The sequence below is a fragment of the Lysobacter sp. Root983 genome (genome assembly GCF_001429345.1).
GTDB lineage: Bacteria > Pseudomonadota > Gammaproteobacteria > Xanthomonadales > Xanthomonadaceae > Lysobacter.
Genome location: NZ_LMJO01000016.1, coordinates 567,777 through 586,749, shown reverse-complemented (window position 1 = coordinate 586,749; position 18,973 = coordinate 567,777). Strand labels below are relative to the sequence as shown.

17 protein-coding genes are annotated in these 18,973 nt (G+C 69.2%); 8 read left to right on the top strand and 9 right to left on the bottom strand.

The genetic code is table 11. The features are described from left to right. Window positions 1–69: 69 nt before the first annotated feature. The 4 genes from ASE43_RS14805 to ASE43_RS14790 are packed head-to-tail and all read left to right on the top strand — an operon-like array spanning window position 70 to window position 5,115. Complete coding sequence (locus tag ASE43_RS14805) at window positions 70–1,425, top strand: hypothetical protein (protein WP_200944019.1); 1,356 nt, start codon at window positions 70–72, stop codon at window positions 1,423–1,425. Window positions 1,426–1,450: 25 nt separating this feature from the next. After that, window positions 1,451–2,707, top strand: a complete 1,257-nt coding sequence (locus ASE43_RS14800) for a hypothetical protein (protein ID WP_056181276.1) — start codon at window positions 1,451–1,453, stop codon at window positions 2,705–2,707. A gap of 10 nt (window positions 2,708–2,717) precedes the next feature. Then, window positions 2,718–3,608, top strand: a complete 891-nt coding sequence (locus ASE43_RS14795) for a hypothetical protein (RefSeq protein ID WP_157499950.1) — start codon at window positions 2,718–2,720, stop codon at window positions 3,606–3,608. Window position 3,609: 1 nt separating this feature from the next. Continuing rightward, a complete protein-coding gene (locus ASE43_RS14790) occupies window positions 3,610–5,115 on the top strand; it encodes a hypothetical protein (protein WP_057160990.1) in 1,506 nt (501 codons plus the stop codon). Here the strand turns inward: ASE43_RS14790 and ASE43_RS21895 are convergent. Continuing rightward, window positions 5,112–5,345: a hypothetical protein gene (locus ASE43_RS21895; protein WP_157499948.1), complete on the bottom strand. Its 234-nt coding sequence runs from the start codon at window positions 5,343–5,345 to the stop codon at window positions 5,112–5,114. The genes ASE43_RS14790 and ASE43_RS21895 overlap by 4 nt on opposite strands. A gap of 75 nt (window positions 5,346–5,420) precedes the next feature. Here ASE43_RS21895 and ASE43_RS14785 point away from each other — a divergent pair, with 75 nt between their 5' ends. Continuing rightward, window positions 5,421–6,404, top strand: a complete 984-nt coding sequence (locus ASE43_RS14785; RefSeq protein ID WP_056180691.1) for an NAD(P)-dependent oxidoreductase — start codon at window positions 5,421–5,423, stop codon at window positions 6,402–6,404. A 15-nt stretch (window positions 6,405–6,419) separates the two neighbouring features. Here ASE43_RS14785 and ASE43_RS14780 read toward each other — a convergent pair whose 3' ends face one another. Continuing rightward, window positions 6,420–7,100, bottom strand: a complete 681-nt coding sequence (locus tag ASE43_RS14780; protein ID WP_057160989.1) for a YoaK family protein — start codon at window positions 7,098–7,100, stop codon at window positions 6,420–6,422. 50 nt (window positions 7,101–7,150) lie between these two features. Then, entirely contained in the window at window positions 7,151–7,555 is a 405-nt protein-coding gene (locus ASE43_RS14775) for a DUF3224 domain-containing protein (RefSeq protein ID WP_057160988.1), read from the bottom strand. Window positions 7,556–8,279: 724 nt separating this feature from the next. On the opposite strand from ASE43_RS14775, the gene ASE43_RS14770 reads away from it, so the two are divergent. Both ASE43_RS14770 and ASE43_RS14765 read left to right on the top strand, forming a co-directional pair. Next, window positions 8,280–10,622 carry a proprotein convertase P-domain-containing protein gene (locus ASE43_RS14770; RefSeq protein WP_057160987.1) on the top strand — a complete coding sequence of 781 codons (2,343 nt, stop codon included), beginning with the start codon at window positions 8,280–8,282 and terminating at the stop codon, window positions 10,620–10,622. Between the two features lie 261 nt (window positions 10,623–10,883). Continuing rightward, on the top strand, window positions 10,884–11,579 hold the full coding sequence (locus ASE43_RS14765) for a glutathione binding-like protein (protein WP_057160986.1): 696 nt from the start codon (window positions 10,884–10,886) through the stop codon (window positions 11,577–11,579). 9 nt (window positions 11,580–11,588) lie between these two features. Here ASE43_RS14765 and ASE43_RS14760 read toward each other — a convergent pair whose 3' ends face one another. From ASE43_RS14760 to ASE43_RS14745, 4 genes are all read right to left on the bottom strand, one after another. After that, window positions 11,589–12,740: a DUF2235 domain-containing protein gene (locus tag ASE43_RS14760; RefSeq protein WP_057160985.1), complete on the bottom strand. Its 1,152-nt coding sequence runs from the start codon at window positions 12,738–12,740 to the stop codon at window positions 11,589–11,591. 63 nt (window positions 12,741–12,803) lie between these two features. Beyond that, window positions 12,804–13,364 (bottom strand): nucleoside 2-deoxyribosyltransferase domain-containing protein, encoded by a 561-nt coding sequence (locus ASE43_RS14755; RefSeq protein WP_057160984.1) that lies wholly within the window; start codon window positions 13,362–13,364, stop codon window positions 12,804–12,806. 65 nt (window positions 13,365–13,429) lie between these two features. Beyond that, a complete protein-coding gene (locus ASE43_RS14750) occupies window positions 13,430–14,248 on the bottom strand; it encodes a hypothetical protein (RefSeq protein ID WP_057160983.1) in 819 nt (272 codons plus the stop codon). 80 nt (window positions 14,249–14,328) lie between these two features. Continuing rightward, window positions 14,329–15,747, bottom strand: a complete 1,419-nt coding sequence (locus ASE43_RS14745) for a PLP-dependent aminotransferase family protein (RefSeq protein WP_057160982.1) — start codon at window positions 15,745–15,747, stop codon at window positions 14,329–14,331. 101 nt (window positions 15,748–15,848) lie between these two features. On the opposite strand from ASE43_RS14745, the gene ASE43_RS14740 reads away from it, so the two are divergent. Next, a complete protein-coding gene (locus tag ASE43_RS14740; protein ID WP_056180665.1) occupies window positions 15,849–16,772 on the top strand; it encodes a DMT family transporter in 924 nt (307 codons plus the stop codon). 27 nt (window positions 16,773–16,799) lie between these two features. On the opposite strand, the gene ASE43_RS14735 is transcribed toward ASE43_RS14740, so the two are convergent. Together ASE43_RS14735 and ASE43_RS14730 are read right to left on the bottom strand one after the other, a co-directional pair. Further along, window positions 16,800–17,036 carry a hypothetical protein gene (locus ASE43_RS14735; RefSeq protein ID WP_057160981.1) on the bottom strand — a complete coding sequence of 79 codons (237 nt, stop codon included), beginning with the start codon at window positions 17,034–17,036 and terminating at the stop codon, window positions 16,800–16,802. A 690-nt stretch (window positions 17,037–17,726) separates the two neighbouring features. Continuing rightward, a complete protein-coding gene (locus ASE43_RS14730; protein WP_057160980.1) occupies window positions 17,727–18,941 on the bottom strand; it encodes an RtcB family protein in 1,215 nt (404 codons plus the stop codon). Window positions 18,942–18,973 lie beyond the last annotated feature (32 nt).

The window sequence follows — 18,973 nt, the reverse complement described above, 5'->3', positions numbered from 1 at the left end:
GTAGTTCGGCGTGCCGGACCGACTTCGGTGCCGGACTTTGCAAAGACGTATTGAGACGGAGCCATAGCCATGTCAGCCGCGAGCGTCAGATCCGCGATCTTTCCGCCCAGCGCGCGTCCCGCCGGCTCGGCGAGCGCGCCGGTGGCCAGCCGCGAAACCCACGAATCCGCGCGCCTGGCCGTGCGCGAGCTGCTGCAGAGCAGTCAGGCCTTCCACGAACTGGCCCCCGACAAGCGCGAGGCGCTGGCCCAGGGCCTGGTGCGGATCGGCAGCTATCTGGCCGAACCCGGGATCAAGCTCAAGCCCGGCGAGCAAAGCCCGCAGGTGCGCGCATTGGCCAACGAGGGCCTGTCGCGGGTCAGTCAGCGCGGCAGCAACACCGACCAGGACGGCAAGTTCACCGCGCAGAGCGCGCGCGAGGGCGCGGCGGTGGCCGGCGCGCTGTTGCGCGAGGTCAATTTTCCGGAGTTCTGCGCCGGCCTCATCAACGGCGTGTTCCACTCGATCGTGCAAAGCTCGATCGAGCAGATGGAGGCCTACGCCAAACTGGTCGCCGACGTCTCCAAAAGCCTCAATCAGTTCCGCGACGACAACACCACCCAGAACCAGGGCCGCGATCATCTGGTCGAGCAGTTTCCGGACATGTTCCAGCTGAGCATGGACACCGGCAGTTTCGGCGACATGGGCGGTTTCGGCGACGAGAGCGCGGCGCCGCCCGGGCCGCGCGTGACCCTGCGCGAGGGCGTCGACGAGCGCGCCGCGGTCGCGCGGCTCAACAGCTCGCTGCCGCTGGACAAGCCGATCGAACGCCTCGATGACGAACTGATCGAGGCGGTGCTGGTGCCGGCCGCGCGCACCCAGGTCGCGACGGGCCGGCAGCAGCTGCTGGCGACGATGGTGATGCTGGGCATCAATCGGATCGTGGTCACCGACGGCAAGATTTCGGCCAAAGTCATGTACGACTTCCAGGCCCGCGACAACATGTCGTTCCGCAAGAGCGCGCAACAGTTCGACTACGGCGACCAGTACGCGACCACGTCCAGCGGCGACTACGAGGGCAGTTCCGAGGGCGGCGAGCGCAGCAGTTCCTACAGCAAGGACGCCGGCTACCAAAGCAGCAACCGCGACGCCAGCTATTACTCCAAGGGTACCTACAAGACCACCGCGCAGCCGGTGTTGAAGATGGCGTCCGCCTCGCAGACCACGATCGACGCCAGCCTGCAGACCAAGGCCAGCCTGGCCGGCACGATGGAGGTCAACTTCAAGAGCGACTACCTGCCGCTGGAGAAGCTGGCCAATCCCGAATCGATCGCGGCGATCCAGATGAACGCCCAGCCGGGCATGGTCAAGACCTTGGCCGGGCGTCCGCCGGCACAGGGCGGTCAGGCCGCGACGCCGGCGACCACACCGCCGGCAACGCGTTGAGGCGGCGACCTACGGAGCGATGGCCATGAGCGACTCAGTGCGCAGCGCAGCCGCCCCGCCGTCGTGGCTGGATGACGACACCTTGTCGGCGGTGCGGCCGCAGGTGCGGCGCCTGCTCGAATCCTCGCCCGGCTTCCGCGAACTTCCGGTGGCCGAACAGCAGGAGCTGGCCCGCAACATGGTGCGCGTGGCCTCGTACATGACCAATCCCGATGGTCTGGCCAAGCAGGAGCTCACGCCAGGGCAGGGCATATTGGCCAAGAGCCAGGGCAGCGAGGATGGCCTGACGCGCGCGCTCGCCGGCGAAGTCGATCAGGCCAAGGGCAAGGCCTCCGACAAGATCGGAACCTTCGCCGGCAGCGACTTCAAGGCCGGCTCGGTGGAGCAGGGCGCGGACAACTTCAAGAAGTACATCGGCTCGGTGGATTTTCCGGCCTTCGTCGGCGGCCTGATCCAGAATGTGTTCCAGGCCATCGTCAACGCCTCGATCCAGCAGATGAACGCCTATGGCGAGCTGTTGAAGTCGGTCGCGCAGACGGTGGACCAGTTCGCCGCCGACAACATCAGCCTCAACAATGCGCGCGACTGGCTGGTCGACCGCTTCCCCGGCGATCTGGGCATCGACGCCAGCGACAGCGAGGGCGGCGGTCCGCGGCTGACCAACATCAATCAGGAAGACGACCAGGCCGCGCTCGCCCGGATCAACGCCGAGCTGCAGATCGCGCAGCCGATCACCGACATATCCGACGCCGATCAGGAAGCGCGTCTGACCCAGGCCGCGCGTCTGCAGATGGCGCGCAGCCGCCAGCAGTTGCTGTCGTCGATGGTGATCCTGGGCATCAACCGCATCGTGGTCACCGACGGCGCGATCAACGCCAAGGTAGTGTTCGACTTCCGCGCCAGCGACGAAGCCTCGCGCTCGGCCGGCGCCTCGCTGTACGACAGCCAGTCCAGCATGAACCGCAACCGCAGCGCGGCCGGCGTGCATTTCGGCTGGGGCGCGGCGGGCTCGGTCAACGAGAACGTGCAGCGCCACATGACCACGGTCTCGTCCTCGGTCAGCGAGGACTCCGAATCCAAGCAGGATATGAAAGCCAAGCTCACCGGCGAGGTGCGGGTGAACTTCAAGTCGGACTACTTCCCGATGGAGAAGCTGGCCTCGCCGGCGATGATCGCCGCGATCCAGGGCAACTCGACCCCGGTGGATCCGAACTACGTGCCCGGTGCGCGCGGCGCGGGCGGCGGCGCCGCCGGCGGCGCGCAGGGCAGCGGCAATCGCTGAGGGCCCGCGCATGCGCCTGGCCCCGCCGCCGCCGGACCTCCTGATCGCGCCGCGCCACGAGCACGAACCGCTGCTGCGCGCGTTGGCGTTGTCGCTGTCCGCGCTGGAGCGGCAATCGGCGCTGGTGATCGCCCTGTCGGCCGATCCGCTGGAAGGCGCGATCGACCTGCCGCCGGGCGCGCCCAATGCGATGGACCGCGCCCAGTTGCAGGCCGCCGCGCCCTTGTACTTCGCCGCCGAACTCGAAGGCGCCGGCCTGCTGCCCACCGCCGAGCAAATCGCCGGCCTGTTCGCCAGCGGCGCGATCGTCCAGCCCTTGGGCCCGGGCGCGCAGCTGATCAATAGCTTCTGGCGCGCGCGCCGCGAACGCCTGGACGCCAGCGAGCGCCAGGCGATCTTCGCGCGCGTGATCGAGACGCCCTACTTCGAACGCCTGATGGCGGGGCTGTGCGAGGCCATCGTCGCTCAGGCCGATGGCGGCGACCTGCGCGAGCGGGTGGCGCTGGAGACCGCCTGCGGCGCGCTGGGCGAATTCCTGGCCCTGCGCATGGACCCGATGGCGACCCTGGCCGCGCGCGACATCGTCGCCAACATCAACCTGGCCCTGGGCTTTCTGCGCGACCGCATGCTGCAGGCCGCATTCGCGGTGAACTCGCTGTGGCAGCTGGTCGCGGTGGCGGGCACCCAACAGGGGCTGAGCGCGAGCGGCGTGCAGCGCCGCGTCGACCAGGGTCGCGCCGGACAGACCGTGCTGCTGTGGCTGGCCGAACACTACGCCGATGCCGCGCCGCGGATCGCGGCCGACGATTACGAACTGATCGGCGCCGCCCAGCGCTGGCTGTCGGGCCGCGACGCCGCGTCGGCGCCCGCCGCGGCGCCCGCGCTGTCCGCGGCGGCCTGAGATGAGTGCCGCCGTCGCCCGCGCCGCCGTGCCCGCGCCGGCCGCCGCCGCGCCGCCGCCTCCGTGGATCCGCAGCGCCGTGCGCGAAGTGCTGGAGCGCTCGCCCAACTATCAACACCTCTCCGATGGCGACCGCCAATCGCTCGCGCGTTCGATGGTAAGGGTGTCCGCGTTGGCGGCGGATCTGATCGCCGAGGAAGGCCAGGCCGAGGACGAGATCGCGCAACGCGCGCCGCCGCTGGCGCGCGCGCAGGACCAGCCGGGCTTCGCCGCGGCCGCCGACCGCGTCGCCGACACCACCCGCAACGTCCTCAACGCGGTGTCGTTCCCGCGCTTCGTGACCGACCTGATCAACGGCGTGTTCCGGGCCATGCTCGATTCCAGCTCGCAGCAGATGCAGATGTACGTGCAACTGCTCAACAGCGTCTCGGCCTCGGCGGAGGGATTCGAACGCAGCCAGTTCAGCATCATCCAGGTCCGCCAGTGGGTGGCCGAGCACTTCCCGCAGCAGATCGAATACGAACAGCCCGAGGAGGGCGAGGAAGTCGATCCGGAGGAGGCCGCGGAGATCCGCCTGCGCCTGCGCGGCGGCGCCTCGATGCCGACCGCGGAGGAGATCCGCGCCCAGCTGGGCATGGAGCCGGAGGAGTCGGTGGACGCCAGCAATCCCGAGCAGTTGGTTCCGCTGGCGCGGCGCTACATCGCGCGCCAGCGCCAGCAGATGCTCGCGACCATGGTCATGCTGGGCATGCAGCGGATCGTGATCGACAGCGGCCGCATCAACGCCTCGATGCGCTTCCACGTCGACACCCGCAGCGCCGCCAGCGAGGACCGCGGCAGCCAGTTCAACATGAACAACCGCGTGCGCGCCTCGGGCAGTTTCGGTGTCGGGCCGTGGGGCGCCAGCGCCGAGATCGAGAACAACATCGGCTACGTCTCCACCCAGCGTTCGCAGAGTTCGGAAGAAATGAACACCGATCTGGAGCTCAACTCCTCGGTCGAGCTGAACTTCCGCAGCGACTATTTGCCGCTGAACCAGATGGCCGCGCAAGCGCAGGCCGACCGCATCCGCAACGCCTCGATCAATCCCACCGCCGAACCCGATCCCAACGTCGCCCGCAACGCGCGTCTGGCCTCGCAGCAGCAAGGCGACCGCGAACGCCGCACGGCGATGGACACCGCGATCGCCGACGCCGCGCGCCCGCCGGCGCCGCGGCCGGCGACGGCACCCGCAACCGCGCCTGCGACTGCGCCCGCAACGGCACCTGCCACCGCACCAGCCAGCGCGGCACGACCTGCGACCGCTCCAGCGACGGCCCCCGCGACTGCGCCTGCCACCGCACCCGCAACGGCGCCCGCAACGGCACCCGCAACGGCACCCGCAACGGCACCCGCGACAGCACCCGCGACAGCACCCGCGACAGCACCCGCAACGGCACCCGCAACAGCACCCGCCACTGCGGCTCGCCCCGCAACCGTACCCGCCTCGCCACCGCGAGGCGTTTAGGCGCCCGCGAAGCCGGCGATCGCCTCGCCGACCTCGGCGCCGACCCGATCGTAGTGACGCGGGTTCCGCGCGAACTCGCGCAGTAAGGCACCGGGATTGCCGGTGGCGCGCGTTCGATCAGGAAGCGCGCAGAGGCATCGCCGCGCGTCCGCGGCGTGCGGCCGTGCCATGCCCTCACGATCATGGTCGGGCTCCCCATGGACTGCGGCGATCCTGTCGCCGGCGCGCATGGCGGCGTCGGCCGCGATAGGGGACAATGCGCGGCACGGGACGCCGTCGCGTCCCGCGCCCTCGGAACGCCCCGCATGAAGATCCTGGTCACCGGCAGCGCCGGCCACCTCGGCGAAGCGCTGATGCGCCGCCTGCGCCACGACGGTCACGAAGCGCACGGACTGGACGTGATCGCCTCCGCCTACACCGACACGGTCGGCTCCATCGTCGACCGTGCCCTGGTCGCGCGCTGCATGCGCGGGGTCGACGCGGTGTTGCACACCGCGACCCTGCACAAGCCGCATGTGGCCACCCACAGCCGCCAGGACTTCGTCGACACCAATATCTCCGGCACCCTCAACCTGCTCGAGGAGGCGGTGTCGGCCGGCGTCGGCGCGTTCGCCTTCACCAGCACCACCAGCGCGTTCGGCCGCGCCCTGACCCCACCGCCGGGCGCGCCCGCGGCCTGGGTCACCGAGGACGTGACGCCGGTGCCGCGCAACATCTACGGCGTTACCAAGGTCGCGGCCGAAAGCCTGTGCGAGCTGTTCCAGCACAAGCAGGGCCTGCCGGTGCTGGTGCTGCGCACCTCGCGCTTCTTTCCCGAGGAGGACGACCTCAAGGCCTCGCGCGACGCCTACGAGGACGCCAACATCAAGGCCAACGAGCTGCTGTACCGGCGCGTGGACATCGAGGATGTGGTCGACGCCCACCTGCTCGCGATCGCGCGCGCGCCGGCGATCGGTTTCGGCCGCTACATCATCAGCGCGACCACGCCGTTCACCCGCGACGATCTGCGGCAGCTGCGCGAGGACGCGCCGGCGGTGGTCGCGCGCTATGTGCCGGACTATGCCGACGAGTACGCGCGCCGCGGCTGGCGCATGTTCCCCGGCATCGAGCGCGTCTACGTCAATCAGCGCGCCCGCGACGAGCTCGGTTGGCGCCCGCGCTACGACTTCGCCTACGCCCTGCAGCGCCTGCGTGCCGGCCAGGACCTGCGCAGCGACCTCGCGCGCGCGATCGGTCGCAAGGGCTATCACGCCGAAACCTTCGCCGAAGGCCCCTATCCGGTGGATTGAGCGCTGTCCGCCGTTTTAGTCGGGCAGGGACGGCGGTGGGCGGAAATGGCGGTACAAGGCGTAGAACACGCCGGTGACGCCGGTCAACGACGCCGGCAGGTACAGCGCGTCGTAGCCGAAATGCCGGAACGAGAGCGCGCCGATCAGGCCGCCGGCGAAGAAGCCCGCGACGATCAGGGCGCTCAACGACAGCCGCTGCCGCGATAGCGGCCGTCGGCGTAGCGCATGGCCCAGGCCGATGCCCAGGTCGGTGATCATGCCGCTGAGATGGGTGGTGCGCACCACCGAGCCGCTGTAGGTGCTGGCCATCGCGTTCTGCAGGCCGCAGGCGACCGCGGCGAGCAGAGCGCCGAGAATCTGTTGGCGGTGGAACAACGGCACCGCCGCGAACAGCAGGGCCGATTCGATCGCCAACGCGACGCCGTAGCGGCGGCCCAAACGCAGAGTGCTGTCCTGCACGATCATGCCGCTGAGCGCGGCGCCGGCGAAGAAGGCCAGGATCATGCCCAGCAGATGCGTCGCGGCACGCAGGTCGGCGCCGACCAGTGCCGCGGCGAGCAGCGAGGTGGTACCGGTGAGGTGGGTGATCGCCTGGTGCTCGAAACCCAGATAGCCGATCACATTGACCATGCCGGCGACGCAGGCCAGGGACCCGGCGCCCAGCCAGACCCAGCGCGGCAGGTGCTGCAGCCCCACTCAAGCCTCCATAGCGCGGTTGGCGCGCGCGTTGGCCACGCAGGCCGCGGTCATGGCTCGGTCGGCAGGGTGTAGTCGAAGTCGTAGTAATGCTTGCCGTCGGCGATCTCGATGGTCATGGTGCCGCTGAGACCGCTCAGCTCGTCGTCGCCGGAATCGGGCACCACCCGCAGCACCAGCGCGGGAGTGCCGCGGTCCATGATCGCGCTGTGCTGCAGCACGAAGCTGCCGCTACGGCCTGCCAGGCGGCCTTCGACGCGCTCCATCGCGACATAGCCCGCCGAGCCGGCGACGCCGCTGCGGAAGGCCAGCATCTGGCCCTGGCCGCCGGCGTCGAGTTCGCCGTGGTAGCGCTTGTCCAGCCGCATACGGCCGATGTAGCGGCCGGCCGCGGCGTCGTCGGCGGGTTGCGGAATCATTTCGACGTCGAAGACGCCGCGAATGCGCGTGCTCATGGGGTCGTCCTTGCCTGGGGCGCGTGGGCCGCGCATAGCGTCCGATGCTCGCTCCGGTCGCGGCGCAGGTCAATCGCCGCCTGCGTGGCTCGGCCGTGCAGCGGTTGTGGGCCGATGAGCGGCCGTGCGCGTGGGCCAGGGGCGGCGAACTTGGATCGCCGGCACCGACCGTCGCTTTCGTTTGCGCGAACGCATCGCCGACCCGCCGATCCCCCAGATGGAAGCCGCTCCCATAAGAGGCATCGGCACCGGTGTAATCCAGCGGCGGCGCACTCGACGGAGCTGGGCGGCGTCGCGGCCGCAGACGCAGGATGAAGAAGACTCCTCAGCCTAACGCCTGATTGCAACAAAGCTGCGACAGCATAGCCGGCGCGATCGTACACCGACGCAGGATCGGCGCATCGCGTTGTGATGCCCGCCACAGTCGCGCGGCCGCAACGCAACGATGATCCGCTGCGTTGTCGTCGGACCCCACAAGCGGCGCAGTCCGCTAGGGGCGCGAACACGCAGCGCAAGCGCAGGGGGCGCGTGCGCGGCGATTGCACCGACGGTCCGTGAGGGCCGTGCCGTCGGTGGACTGCAGTCCGTTACGCCGGCGCGCAGCGTCCGGCGGCGATCGGAGTCGCGTACCCGGTGGGGCCATTGCCCGCCGCGCGCAACGCCCTGAGCGCAGCGAACCGGCGCAAGCCGCACAGCCACGATGGAACCAACCAGGAAGATTCCAGTGAACAAGACCCACAAGGAACGGCTGCGCCTCGGCGCGACCGCGACGCTAGCGCTGGCAGGCGCGCTCGTACTCGCGCCGAACGCGGGCGCCGCGCAACGCACCCTGCAATTGTCGGAAGACGACGCGGTCACGCAAAGGATCGCGCCCGCGCGCGGCGCCTCGATGCTGGCCACGCCCGGCAACCGCGTCTGCCAGGCCGGCGCCAAATGGATACGCCTGGGCTTCAAGGCGCTGGAGCTCAAGCCGTACGACTCCCTGGTCATCCGCAGCTCCGGCGGCGATGTCTACCACTTCGAAGGCGCGCACTGGAACGGCCGCTCCTTCCACGCGCGCGCCTTGCGCGGCGATTGCGTCGAGATCCAGTCCTACTTCGGCAATCCCGACAGCCGTTACGAACTGGACAGCTACGACTACGGCACGCGCGCGCTGGCCGCCAGCCCGGTGATCGTGGCCGGCGCCGGCGACATCTGCGACAGCAGCGGCAACGCCTGCGCGGGCACCTCGGACCTGATCGTGGCGATCAATCCCACCGCGGTGTTCACCGCAGGCGACAACGCCTACAGCAGCGGCACGCTCAGCGAATACAACAACCGCTACGCGCCGACCTGGGGCCGCTTCAAGGCCCTGACCAGCCCCACGCCCGGCAATCACGAGTACAACACCAGCGGCGCCAGCGGTTACTTCGACTACTTCAACGGCGTCGGCGCGCAGACCGGTCCGGCCGGCGATCGCAGCAAGGGCTATTACAGCTGGGACGTGGGCGAATGGCATTTCATCGCCCTCAACACCATGTCCGGCGGCACCGTCGCCAGCGCCCAGATCACCTGGCTGCAGAACGATCTGGCCGCGAACACCAAGCCCTGCACCGCGGCCTACTTCCACCATCCGCTGGTGAGTCGCGGCAACTACACCGGCTACAGCCAGGTGAAGCCGTTCTGGGATGCGCTGTACGCGGCCAAGGCCGACCTGGTGCTGGTCGGCCACGACCATAACTACCAGCGCTACGGCAAGATGAATCCCAGTCAGGCCGCGGCCAGCGACGGCATCCGTCAGGTCCTGGTCGGCACCGGCGGACGCGCGTTCTACGGCCTCAACGGCAGCCATCCCCTGCTCGAGGCCAGCAACGCCAGCACCCACGGCGTGCTCAAGCTCAGCCTCACCGCCACGGGCTACACCGGCGAGTTCGTGCCCAAGGCCGGCAGCAGCTACACCGACAGTTTCAGCGGCACCTGCAACAAGGGCGCGCCGCCGGCCAACAGCATGACCCTGGACGCGGTGCGCGACGTCACCGTGAAGTCCAACGGCAGCCGCGACAACGGCGCGGTGCTGTACGCCGACGGCGACGACGCCGGCGTGCAGCTTCGCGGCCTGATGGGCTGGAACCTGGGCGCCGCGGCCGGGTTGGACATCACCTCGGCGACGGTCTCGCTCAACGTCAGCAACCTGTCCAACGGGGCCTACGATCTGTACCAGGTCACCGGCGCATGGACCGAGGCCGATGCGACTTATGCCGGCGCGACCCTGGGCACCAAGCTGGGCACGGTCACGCCCAGCGCCACCGGCACCCAGACCATCGCGCTCAACGCCGCCGGCGTGCAGCTGGTCGAGAACTGGGCCTCGGGCGCGGTCGCCAATCACGGCGTGGTGCTGGTCAATGCCTCCGGCGTGATCGACGGCGTGGACTGGAGTTCGCGCGAAGGCGCCTCGGCGCCCAAGCTGGCCCTGAGCTACACCGGCAGCGGCGGAAACGCGCCGCCGGTGGCGAACTTCGCCTCGTCGGCCAGCGGCCTCAGCGTGGCCTTCACCGACAGCTCCAGCGACAGCGACGGCAGCATCGTCTCGCGCAGCTGGACCTTCGGCGACGGCACCACGTCGACCGCGACCAACCCCAGCAAGACCTATGCGGCGGCGGGCACCTACACGGTGGCCCTGACCGTGACCGACAACGGCGGCGCCAGCAACACCAAGACCGCCTCGGTCACGGTGACCGCCAGCGGGGTGCAGACCTACAGCAACACCGCCGACTACACCATCAGCGACAACGCCACGGTCGACAGCCCGATCACGGTCTCCGGCCGCAGCGGCAATGCCCCCAGCAACGCTTCGGTGACGGTGGCGATCGTGCACACCTATCAGGGCGACTTGAAGGTGGACCTGGTGGCGCCGGACGGTTCGCTTTACAACCTCCACAACCGTACCGGCGGCAGCGCCGACAACGTCAACAAGACGGTTACCTTGAACTTGTCCAGCGAGACGCTGAATGGGACGTGGAAGCTGCGCGTGAACGACAACGCCGGCGGCGACGTAGGCAAGATCGATAGTTGGAGCGTGACGTTCTGAGGCCTGGACCGATGCGGTACCGCTGAGGGCGCCGCAAGCGCCCTCAGCTCGGCCTCGTGCCCCGGCCCGAGCGCACAGTGGTCGGGGGGCGCGGAGTTTCTGCCGTAGCGGACTCAACCAGCGCGAGGTCGCGCTACCCGGCATCCGTTATTTGCAGGAAGATTCACCGGACGGGATCGGCCGCGCGCTGCGCGACTTCGTCGCCGAGGTCCGCGGCGTCGAGGCGTACGATCCCGCCCATCCCCACGTCGGAGCGCGCTCATGATCGACCTGTATTTCTGGCCCACGCCCAACGGCCTCAAGCTCAAGCTGTTCATGCTCGAATCCGGGCTCGCGCATCGCCTGCTGCCGGTCAACATCGGCAAGGGCGAACAGTTCGATGCCGAGTTCCTGAAGATATCGCCCAACAACAAGATTCCGGCCCTGGTCGATCACGCCCCCGCCGACGGCGGCGCGCCGCTGGCGCTGTTCGAATCCGGCGCGATGCTGCAGTACCTGGCCGACAAGACCGGCCGCTTCCTGCCCAGCGACGCGCGCGCCCGCGCGCAGACGCTGCAATGGCTGTACTGGCAGGTCGGCGGACTCGGCCCGATGGCCGGGCAGATCGGCCACTTCAACATCTACGCGCCGGAGAAGGTGCCCTACGCGATCGACCGCTACACCCGCGAGACCCATCGCCTGTACGGCGTGCTCGATCGCAGGCTGGCCGGACGCGACTACATCGCCGACGCGTATTCGATCGCCGACATGGCCTGCTACCCCTGGATCGTGCCGCATGTCTCGCACGGGCAGTCCTTGCAGGATTTCCCGGAACTGCGGCGCTGGTTCGAGCGCATGCGCGAGCGCCCGGCGGTGCAGGCCACCTACGCCGACACGCCCGATGCCTATGCGCCCAACACCAGCATCAGCGACGAGCAGCGCCGGATCCTGTTCGGGCAGGGCGCGCCCACGCGTTGAGGCGCGCGCTCAGCGCACCCGTTGCGCGTCCTCGCGCAGGTTGACGGGCCGGTAAGTCGGGTCCAGCTCGCGGCGCAGGTACACGCTCTCGTGCACCAGCGCGCCCGCGCGCAGCGTGCGGGCGCGCTCGCGATGCGGTTGCCAGCGCCGCTGCCAGCGGCCATCGGCGGCTTGGGACCAACGCGGGATCGGCAGGCGTTCGGACAACTGCCACAGCCAGCGCCGGATTTCGTCGTGGCGCGGCGCCAGCGCGAATCGCCGCAGGGCCTCGTCGTCGTCGAGATCGGGCAAGCCGGCGTCGGCGCGCGCGCTGGGATCGCTGAGCAGGCCCGCGGCTTCCGCCTCGCGCAGCATCCAGGCCAGCGGGATACGCGCCAGTTCCAGCTCGCGCCCGCCCGTGGGGTAGCCGCCGCCGACATCGCCGTGGCCGCCGGCGAACCAGATTTCGCGCACGTCCTGGCCCGGCGGCGGCGTGCGCGTCCACAGGTTCTGCACGAAGTTGCCGCGGCGCTCGTCCAGCGCCATGGCCTGGCGCACGGTGGCGACGCTGGGATTGGACGCGGTGTGGCTGTACACGCGCGGCAACCAGGGCAGACCGACCGAGCTGACCGTGTCCCACAAGCCGAGGAAATGCACCGGCACACGCCGCGAATAGCTTTTGCGGAAACTGCGGATGCGGCGGAAGTAATCGCGCAGCGCCTGCTGCTGGCGCGGCGGCGGTGCCGCGGTCCGGCGCGGTGGCGTGGGCATGCTCGCGTAGGCCTGCCAGGCGAACGCGACCATCTCGTGCATGCCCGGCTGCAGCAGACCCACCGTGTTGAGCATGCCGGCCAGCACGCGCACCGAATAGGCGCCGCGGCTGAAGCCGAACAGGTACAGGCGGTCGCCTTCGCGGTAGGCGTCGGACAGGAATTCGTAGGCCGCGCAGACGTGCCGCTGCAGCATCCAGCCGCTGGCCGAGTCCAACCCCATCAGCACCCGGCGCCGCATCGGGCCGAGCACGCCGATCGGCTCCAGCGTGCCCACGCCGGGCTGGTAGTAGGTGAGCTGCGACGGGGACTTTTCGATCAGCCGGTACAGGCGCTGCACATGGGTGCGCGCGTCGGCGGGGGAATTGTTGGTGCCGTCCAGGCAGACGACGATATTGCGTGCTGCGCTCATGCACGGCCTCGCATGGGTCGATCAGTATGGACCGGGCTCATCGCACAGCCTGAGACCACGCGCCTAGCGTTGCCGGCGCAGTTCGGCCAGGCGCGCGCGCACGCCGGCGATCAGCGCGTCCAGCGATTCGTAGCGCGGCACGCCGTAGCGGTCGGCGGTGATGTCGACATTGCCTTTGCGCCAATAGCCTTCCGGACAGGCCAGCAACACTTTGCCGGAGGGCGCGTGCAGGCCCAGTTCGAGCAGGGTGATCGGGCTTTGCGAGGCCGGCGCGAAATACATCAGGATCACATCGGCGCGGTTGAGCGCGCTCAGTTCCCACTCGACTTGTTTGCGGAATTCCGGCTCCGCGGCGGAGGGCTTCCAGGCCGGGTTCCAGTCCGCGCGGCGCGGGTTCAGCAGCACCACGCCTTCGTCGGCCAGGGCCTGCTCGACCCGGGCCTGCCAGTTCTCGCTGCCGCCCATGTCGATGGTGCCGGCCAGAAACACCTTGATGCGGTCGTCGGCGGGCAGCGGCTGCGGCGAGGTGACCGTGACCGACGCGGGCGCCGGCGGGGGCGGAGCCTCGGCGGCCAGGGCGGGAGCGGAGCTCAGCAGCAGCGACCACAGCAACAGGGTTTTCATCGCGACCTCGGGCGGGGCGGTGGGGCGCGCCGCACGGCGCGCCCGCAGTCTAGCCCAGGGCCGGCTTACTCCAGTACGCCGGTCAGGGCGGGTTTCCAGCATTTCTTGGCGATCGCCTCGAAGCCGCTGGCGACCGGGTGGATCTCGTTCTCCCACTGCGACGCGGTCTTGAGCGTGCCGCGCGAATCGACCAGGCGCATGTTGGCGTTCTGCGACACGAACGCGCGCAGCGCGCGCGCGAACTGATCGACCAGCCAGCTCGTGACCACGCGCTGGCCCTTGGGATCGGTGAGCCCTACATTGTCCAGGAACGGCTTGACCCAGGGCCCCATGGTGAACGGCCCGAGCTTGAACGCCTTGCCGCTGGGGAAGATGTAGTCGTAGGTGTGCACGTAGATGATGGTGTCGCGCGAGAGCAGGTCGCGCATCTGCACTACTTCCTTCATGTCCTTGATCGCGTAGCGCAGCGCGTGCTCGAAGGTTTCCAGGCGGATGTGGTCGAACACCTCCGGCGGGATCTCGCCCCAGGGCCCCGCGCCGGTGGATTGCGGCTGCGCGGCGGTCTTGACGAACTCGCGCAATTCCTCGCCGACGATGTCGTTGCCGCCGTTGGACAGCAGGATCGCGTCGAAGCCGAAGGTGCCGATCTCGCGCTGGATGCGCGGCAGCGCCGCCTTCCACATCGCGCTGTCGCGGCCGGCCACGCCCTCGCGCAGGAACAGGGTCCGCTTGAACAGCCGCGCGATCTGCTTGTTGAGGTCGGTCGGATGCGGCACGTACTGGAACCAGGAGTCGCCGAAACACAGAGCGCGCCTGGCGTCGGGATGCTTCTCGATCGCCGCCGGATATTTGCTCAGGACCAGATTGTTGTTGCCGATGTTCATGCTGCACTCCCTGTGCGGTGGTTCCCTCATGCTCCAACGCCGGCCGTCGCGATGGGCGGACAGCGGTCGCGGTTTCGCCCTCAGTCGGCCAGCGCGGCGGCCAGTCCGCCGACCGTGCGCAGCGCGGTTTCGACCTGCTCGCTCCAGGGCTGGCCGCAGCTCAGGCGCAGGTGGCGGTCGTAATCGCCGCGGTTGGAGAACAGGTGCCCGGGCAGGGTGCCGATGCCGCGCGCGAGCGCAGCTTCGAACACCGCCTGGCCCTGGACCTGCGGCGGCAGCTCCAGCCACAGCGCCATGCCCCCGGCCGGCGCGCTCACGCAGGTGCCGGCCGGCCAATGCAGCGCGATCGCCTCGCGGTAGCGCTGGGCGTTGATTGCCAACTCGCGACGCAAGCGGCGCAGGCCGCGGTCGAAGTCGTGGCGTTCCAGGTACTCGACGATGGTGAGCTGCGACAGCGTCGAGGTGGCCACGGTCGAGAAGCACTTCGCGCGCAGCAACGCGGTCGCCCAGCGACCGCCCAGCACCCAGCCCACGCGCAGGCCCGGTGCCAGCATCTTGGAATAGGAGCCGCAGGTAATCACGCCGCCGCCCTCGTCGTAGCGGCGCAGCGGGCTGGGGCGTTCGCCGGAATAGGCGAGCTCGCCGTACAGATCGTCCTCGATCAGCACCGTGCCGTGCGCGGCGCAGGCGGCGACGATGCGGCGCTTGTCCGCATCGCCGGTGAGGCTGCCGACCGGATTGTTGAAGTTGGGCACCAGCACCGCCGCGCGCACCGCATGCCGCTCCAGCAGTTCGGACAAGCGGCTGGGATCGATGCCCTGACCGGGACGGTTGGGGATCTCGATCACGCGCAGGCCGAGTTCGGCCACCGCCTGCAGCAGGCCGTAATAGGTCGGGGTTTCGACCAGGACCACGTCGCCCGCGCGCGCGACCGTGCGCAGGGACAGGCTGATCGCCTCCATCGCGCCGGCGGTGATCACGATCTCGTCGGGGTCCACGTCGACGCCGCACTGCGCGTAGCGCTGGGCGATGCGCGCACGCAGCGGCGCCAGGCCCTGCGGCACCGCATAGCTGAGCGCGGCCTGGGCGTTGCGGCGCATCACCCGCGAGGCCGCCGCGGCCAGCGCGGCGGTGGGCAGCAGCGAGGGCGCGGGCGTGGCCGCGTGCAACGAGATCAGGTCGCAGCGGCCGAGCACGTCGAGCACGCCGAGCAGGGCCGGGTTGCGGATCGGCTGCGGCGCGCGCGGACGGCGATGGCTGCTCGCGCGCGGCGCCGGCGCCGCCGGCGCGCGCACGTAATAGCCCGAACGCGGACGCGCCTCGATCAGGCCCTCGCGCTCCAGTTGCAGATAGGCCTCGACCGCGGTGGCCAGGCTGATGCGCTGGTCGCGCCCGAGCCGGCGCAGCGAGGGCAGGCGTTCGCCCGCGCGCAGCGCGCCGCGCTGAATCTGGCCGCGCAGGCGTTCGGCCAGGCGTTCGTAAAGCAGCTCGTTGGCCATGGCGGGCCTCCCGGCAGGCCCGGGGCCTGCGCATCTGTACCGGTCGAAACCGAGTCTAACTGAATCTGTACCGGTCGCGCGCGCGGCCCTAGCCTGCTCGCATGAACCCGACCGCCGCCCCCGCCGTCACCCCCGCCGAATCGCGCACCGCGCTGATCCAGCTGTTCGTCGCCGAGATCCTGATCGGTTCGGTCGGCGTGTTCGCCCACGAGGGCGGCCAGGACGCGATCACCACGGTGTTCTTCCGCTGCGTGTTCGGCAGCGTCTTCCTGATCGCCTGGGGCCTGGCGCGCGGCCACCTGCGCGGCCTCAGCGGCGAGCCGGCGCTGATCCGCGCCGCGATCGTCAGCGGCGTGCTGCTGGTGTTGAACTGGGTCGCGCTGTTCGCCGGCATGGCGCGTTCGTCGATCGGCGTGGCCACCATGGTCTACCACTTCTTCCCGTTCGCGATGCTGGCGATGGCGGCGCTGTTCTTCGGCGAGCGCACGCGTCCGGCCGACTGGGCCTGGACCGCGCTGGCCTTCGTCGGCGTGGCCTGTTCGGCCGATCCGATCAAGCTGTGGCGCAGCGCCGATGCGGGCTATCTGATCGGTATCGGGCTGACTTTCGTGGCCGCGCTGTTGTGCGGCGCCTCGCTGATCCTGTCGCGCCGGATCAGCCGCGAGCGCCCGTTCGCAGTGGTGCTGATCCAATGCCTGGTCGGCGTGTGCATGTTGGCGCCGTTCGCCGACTATGCCGCCGTGGCCGATATCGGCCCGCACTGGTATTGGCTGGCCGGCCTGGGTCTGATCCACAGCGGCGTGTGCTACGTGTTGTTCTACTCGGCCTATCCGCGCCTGCCGGTGGTGACGATCGCGGTGCTGGCCTTCGTCTATCCGGTGATCGCCCTGCTGCTGGATTACCTGCTCTACGGCAGCGTCCTGAGCGGCGTGCAATTGCTGGGCGTGGCTCTGATCGTGTTGGGCACGCTGGGCGTCAACCTGAAGTGGCAATGGCCGCGGCGGTCGCAGCCGGTCGAGGCCTGAGCGCGGCCGTTCGCCGCGCGCGCCGCGCTACAACCGGATCGCCCCGTGCCAGGCGGCCTCGACGTGGTCGACCACGTCCAGCCATTGCGCACGCCGATAACCGCGCATGCGCGCCCAACCGGCGGCGAGTTCGTGTTGTATGTCGGTCCAGGCGCGTTCGGCGTGGTGCCGACGCGCTTCGATGCCGTAGGTAACGGCCAATTCGCGGTCCTCATGCGACAGGGTCGCGTGAGACGACGCGGCATCCAATGCCAGATCGTTCATGGCTCCACCTCTCCTTGAGCGGGCCCCTGCCAGGACGACGATACGCCCGGCCGGTTAACTATCCGTTACCCGCGCGGCGCTGACGAGGGGGAGAATCGCGCACCGTGTCGCAATCCGGCGGTTACGTTTTGTTGCGTTCGCAAAATTGCGACGGACGGCGGTCTTGGACCGCCGATTCGGGCTGGTCGCGCGGCGGGCGCCAGGCAAAGGAATCCCCGCTTAGGCGGGGATTCTCTAGAGAGCTAGTTATAGGCCCTTCGCTACTCTCTCGGCGGGCGCCGTCTGGTGATGGCGATGATAACGGCGATCACGCCGCCAATAGTGAGCAGGATCGACCAGTGCCAAAGGCTTAATCCAAACATGCTCACTCCTCCAGAAAGTTCGGCGCTATGTGATAGTTACTCAGTAATGAGAACAGTCGAGCGTCTGGCCGTCTCACGTACAGTTAACCCGATTTGAGCCGCTCCCGGCTCCAGTGATTGGGATGCCTCCCCACTTCCACAGACTGTCAGCATCATCGTGCCTCAAGTAGGCCCTGGATAGTACTGTGGACCTCGCCCGACTAGCACTACGGACTACTTGGGCGTGGTGTTATGTGGTTATTTTGCACGCGCTTGGTGTGGGCCTAAGGGCATCGCAAAAAAAAGGCGCCGCCCCTCGCGGAGCGGAGCCCGCTCATGGTGATCGGCCTTACCCCTTGATGCAGATCACCTGGCGCAAGGTATGCAGCACTTCGACCAGATCGGTTTGCGCGGCCATGACCGCGTCGATCGATTTGTAGGCCGCCGGCGATTCGTCGATCACCGCGGCGTCCTTGCGGCATTCGACGTGCGCGGTGGCCTCGCGGTGCTGCTTGAGGGTGATGCTCGCGCGTGCCTGGGTGCGGCTCATCACCCGGCCGGCGCCGTGGCTGCAGCTGTGGAAGCTGTCCGCATTGCCCTTGCCGCGCACGATATAGCTGCGCGTGCCCATGCTGCCCGGGATGATTCCCAACTCGCCCGCCCGCGCGCTGACCGCGCCCTTGCGGGTGACCAGCAGGGACTCGCCGTGATGCTTCTCGCGCTGCACATAGTTGTGGTGGCAGTTGACCGCCATCTTCTCCAACTGGAACTTCGGCAGGCGCTGGCGCAGCTCGTGCAGCACGCGCGCCATCATCGCCTCGCGGTTGTGGCGCGCGTAGTCCTGCGCCCACGACACCGCCTCAACGTAGTGCTCGAACAGGGGCTCGCCCTCCAGGAAGAAGGCCAGGTCCTTGTCGGGCAGGTGGAAGCCGAGCACGCGCCGCTCCAGCTCGCGCCGGGCCAGCTCGATGAAGTAGGTGCCGATCAGGTTGCCGGTGCCGCGCGAACCCGAGTGCAGCATCACCCACACCGCATCGGCCTCGTCCAGACAGATCTCGATGAAATGGTTGCCGCCGCCGAGCGTGCCCAGCTGCTTGTCCACCTTGTCGTAGCGGATCTTCGGATGGCGCGCGCGCACGGTCTCCAGGCGCGCCATCAGCCCGGACTGCGCGAGCCGGGTGTCGATGCTGTCGGGCCGCTTGCGGTGATCGCCGCCCGGGCCGTTGCCGACCGGCACGCTGCGTTCGATCGACGAGCGCAGCAGGGCCAGGCTGTCGGGCAAGTCCTTGGCGCGCAGGGTGGTGCGCACCGCGGCCATGCCGCAGCCGATGTCGACGCCGACCGCGGCCGGGACGATCGCGCCACGCGTGGGCACCACCGATCCCACGGTCGCGCCCTTACCCAGATGGACGTCGGGCATCACCGCCACCCAGGGCCCGACGAAGGGCAGGGCGGCGATGTTCTGCAACTGGCGGTGGGCCTGCTCGTCCAGCGGCACGCCGCGCACCCAGCCCTTGATCGGCGTGGCGTCCGGCGCGTGCAGCAGTTCGTATTGAGGACTCATGATGTTTCTCCTGTGCGGTGGCGCCGCGACTT

What these genes read in the sequence shown, in the direction of transcription:
- ASE43_RS14730 (WP_057160980.1), bottom strand. Translation starts at nt 18,941, where the DNA reads ATGAGTCCTCAATACGAACTGCTGCACGCGCCGGACGCCACGCCGATC.
- ASE43_RS14790 (WP_057160990.1), top strand. Translation starts at nt 3,610, where the DNA reads ATGAGTGCCGCCGTCGCCCGCGCCGCCGTGCCCGCGCCGGCCGCCGCC.
- ASE43_RS14785 (WP_056180691.1), top strand. Translation starts at nt 5,421, where the DNA reads ATGAAGATCCTGGTCACCGGCAGCGCCGGCCACCTCGGCGAAGCGCTG.
- ASE43_RS14775 (WP_057160988.1), bottom strand. Translation starts at nt 7,555, where the DNA reads ATGAGCACGCGCATTCGCGGCGTCTTCGACGTCGAAATGATTCCGCAA.
- ASE43_RS21895 (WP_157499948.1), bottom strand. Translation starts at nt 5,345, where the DNA reads ATGCGCGCCGGCGACAGGATCGCCGCAGTCCATGGGGAGCCCGACCAT.
- ASE43_RS14755 (WP_057160984.1), bottom strand. Translation starts at nt 13,364, where the DNA reads ATGAAAACCCTGTTGCTGTGGTCGCTGCTGCTGAGCTCCGCTCCCGCC.
- ASE43_RS14765 (WP_057160986.1), top strand. Translation starts at nt 10,884, where the DNA reads ATGATCGACCTGTATTTCTGGCCCACGCCCAACGGCCTCAAGCTCAAG.
- ASE43_RS14735 (WP_057160981.1), bottom strand. Translation starts at nt 17,036, where the DNA reads ATGAACGATCTGGCATTGGATGCCGCGTCGTCTCACGCGACCCTGTCG.
- ASE43_RS14740 (WP_056180665.1), top strand. Translation starts at nt 15,849, where the DNA reads ATGAACCCGACCGCCGCCCCCGCCGTCACCCCCGCCGAATCGCGCACC.
- ASE43_RS14750 (WP_057160983.1), bottom strand. Translation starts at nt 14,248, where the DNA reads ATGAACATCGGCAACAACAATCTGGTCCTGAGCAAATATCCGGCGGCG.
- ASE43_RS14760 (WP_057160985.1), bottom strand. Translation starts at nt 12,740, where the DNA reads ATGAGCGCAGCACGCAATATCGTCGTCTGCCTGGACGGCACCAACAAT.
- ASE43_RS14805 (WP_200944019.1), top strand. Translation starts at nt 70, where the DNA reads ATGTCAGCCGCGAGCGTCAGATCCGCGATCTTTCCGCCCAGCGCGCGT.
- ASE43_RS14745 (WP_057160982.1), bottom strand. Translation starts at nt 15,747, where the DNA reads ATGGCCAACGAGCTGCTTTACGAACGCCTGGCCGAACGCCTGCGCGGC.
- ASE43_RS14795 (WP_157499950.1), top strand. Translation starts at nt 2,718, where the DNA reads ATGCGCCTGGCCCCGCCGCCGCCGGACCTCCTGATCGCGCCGCGCCAC.
- ASE43_RS14800 (WP_056181276.1), top strand. Translation starts at nt 1,451, where the DNA reads ATGAGCGACTCAGTGCGCAGCGCAGCCGCCCCGCCGTCGTGGCTGGAT.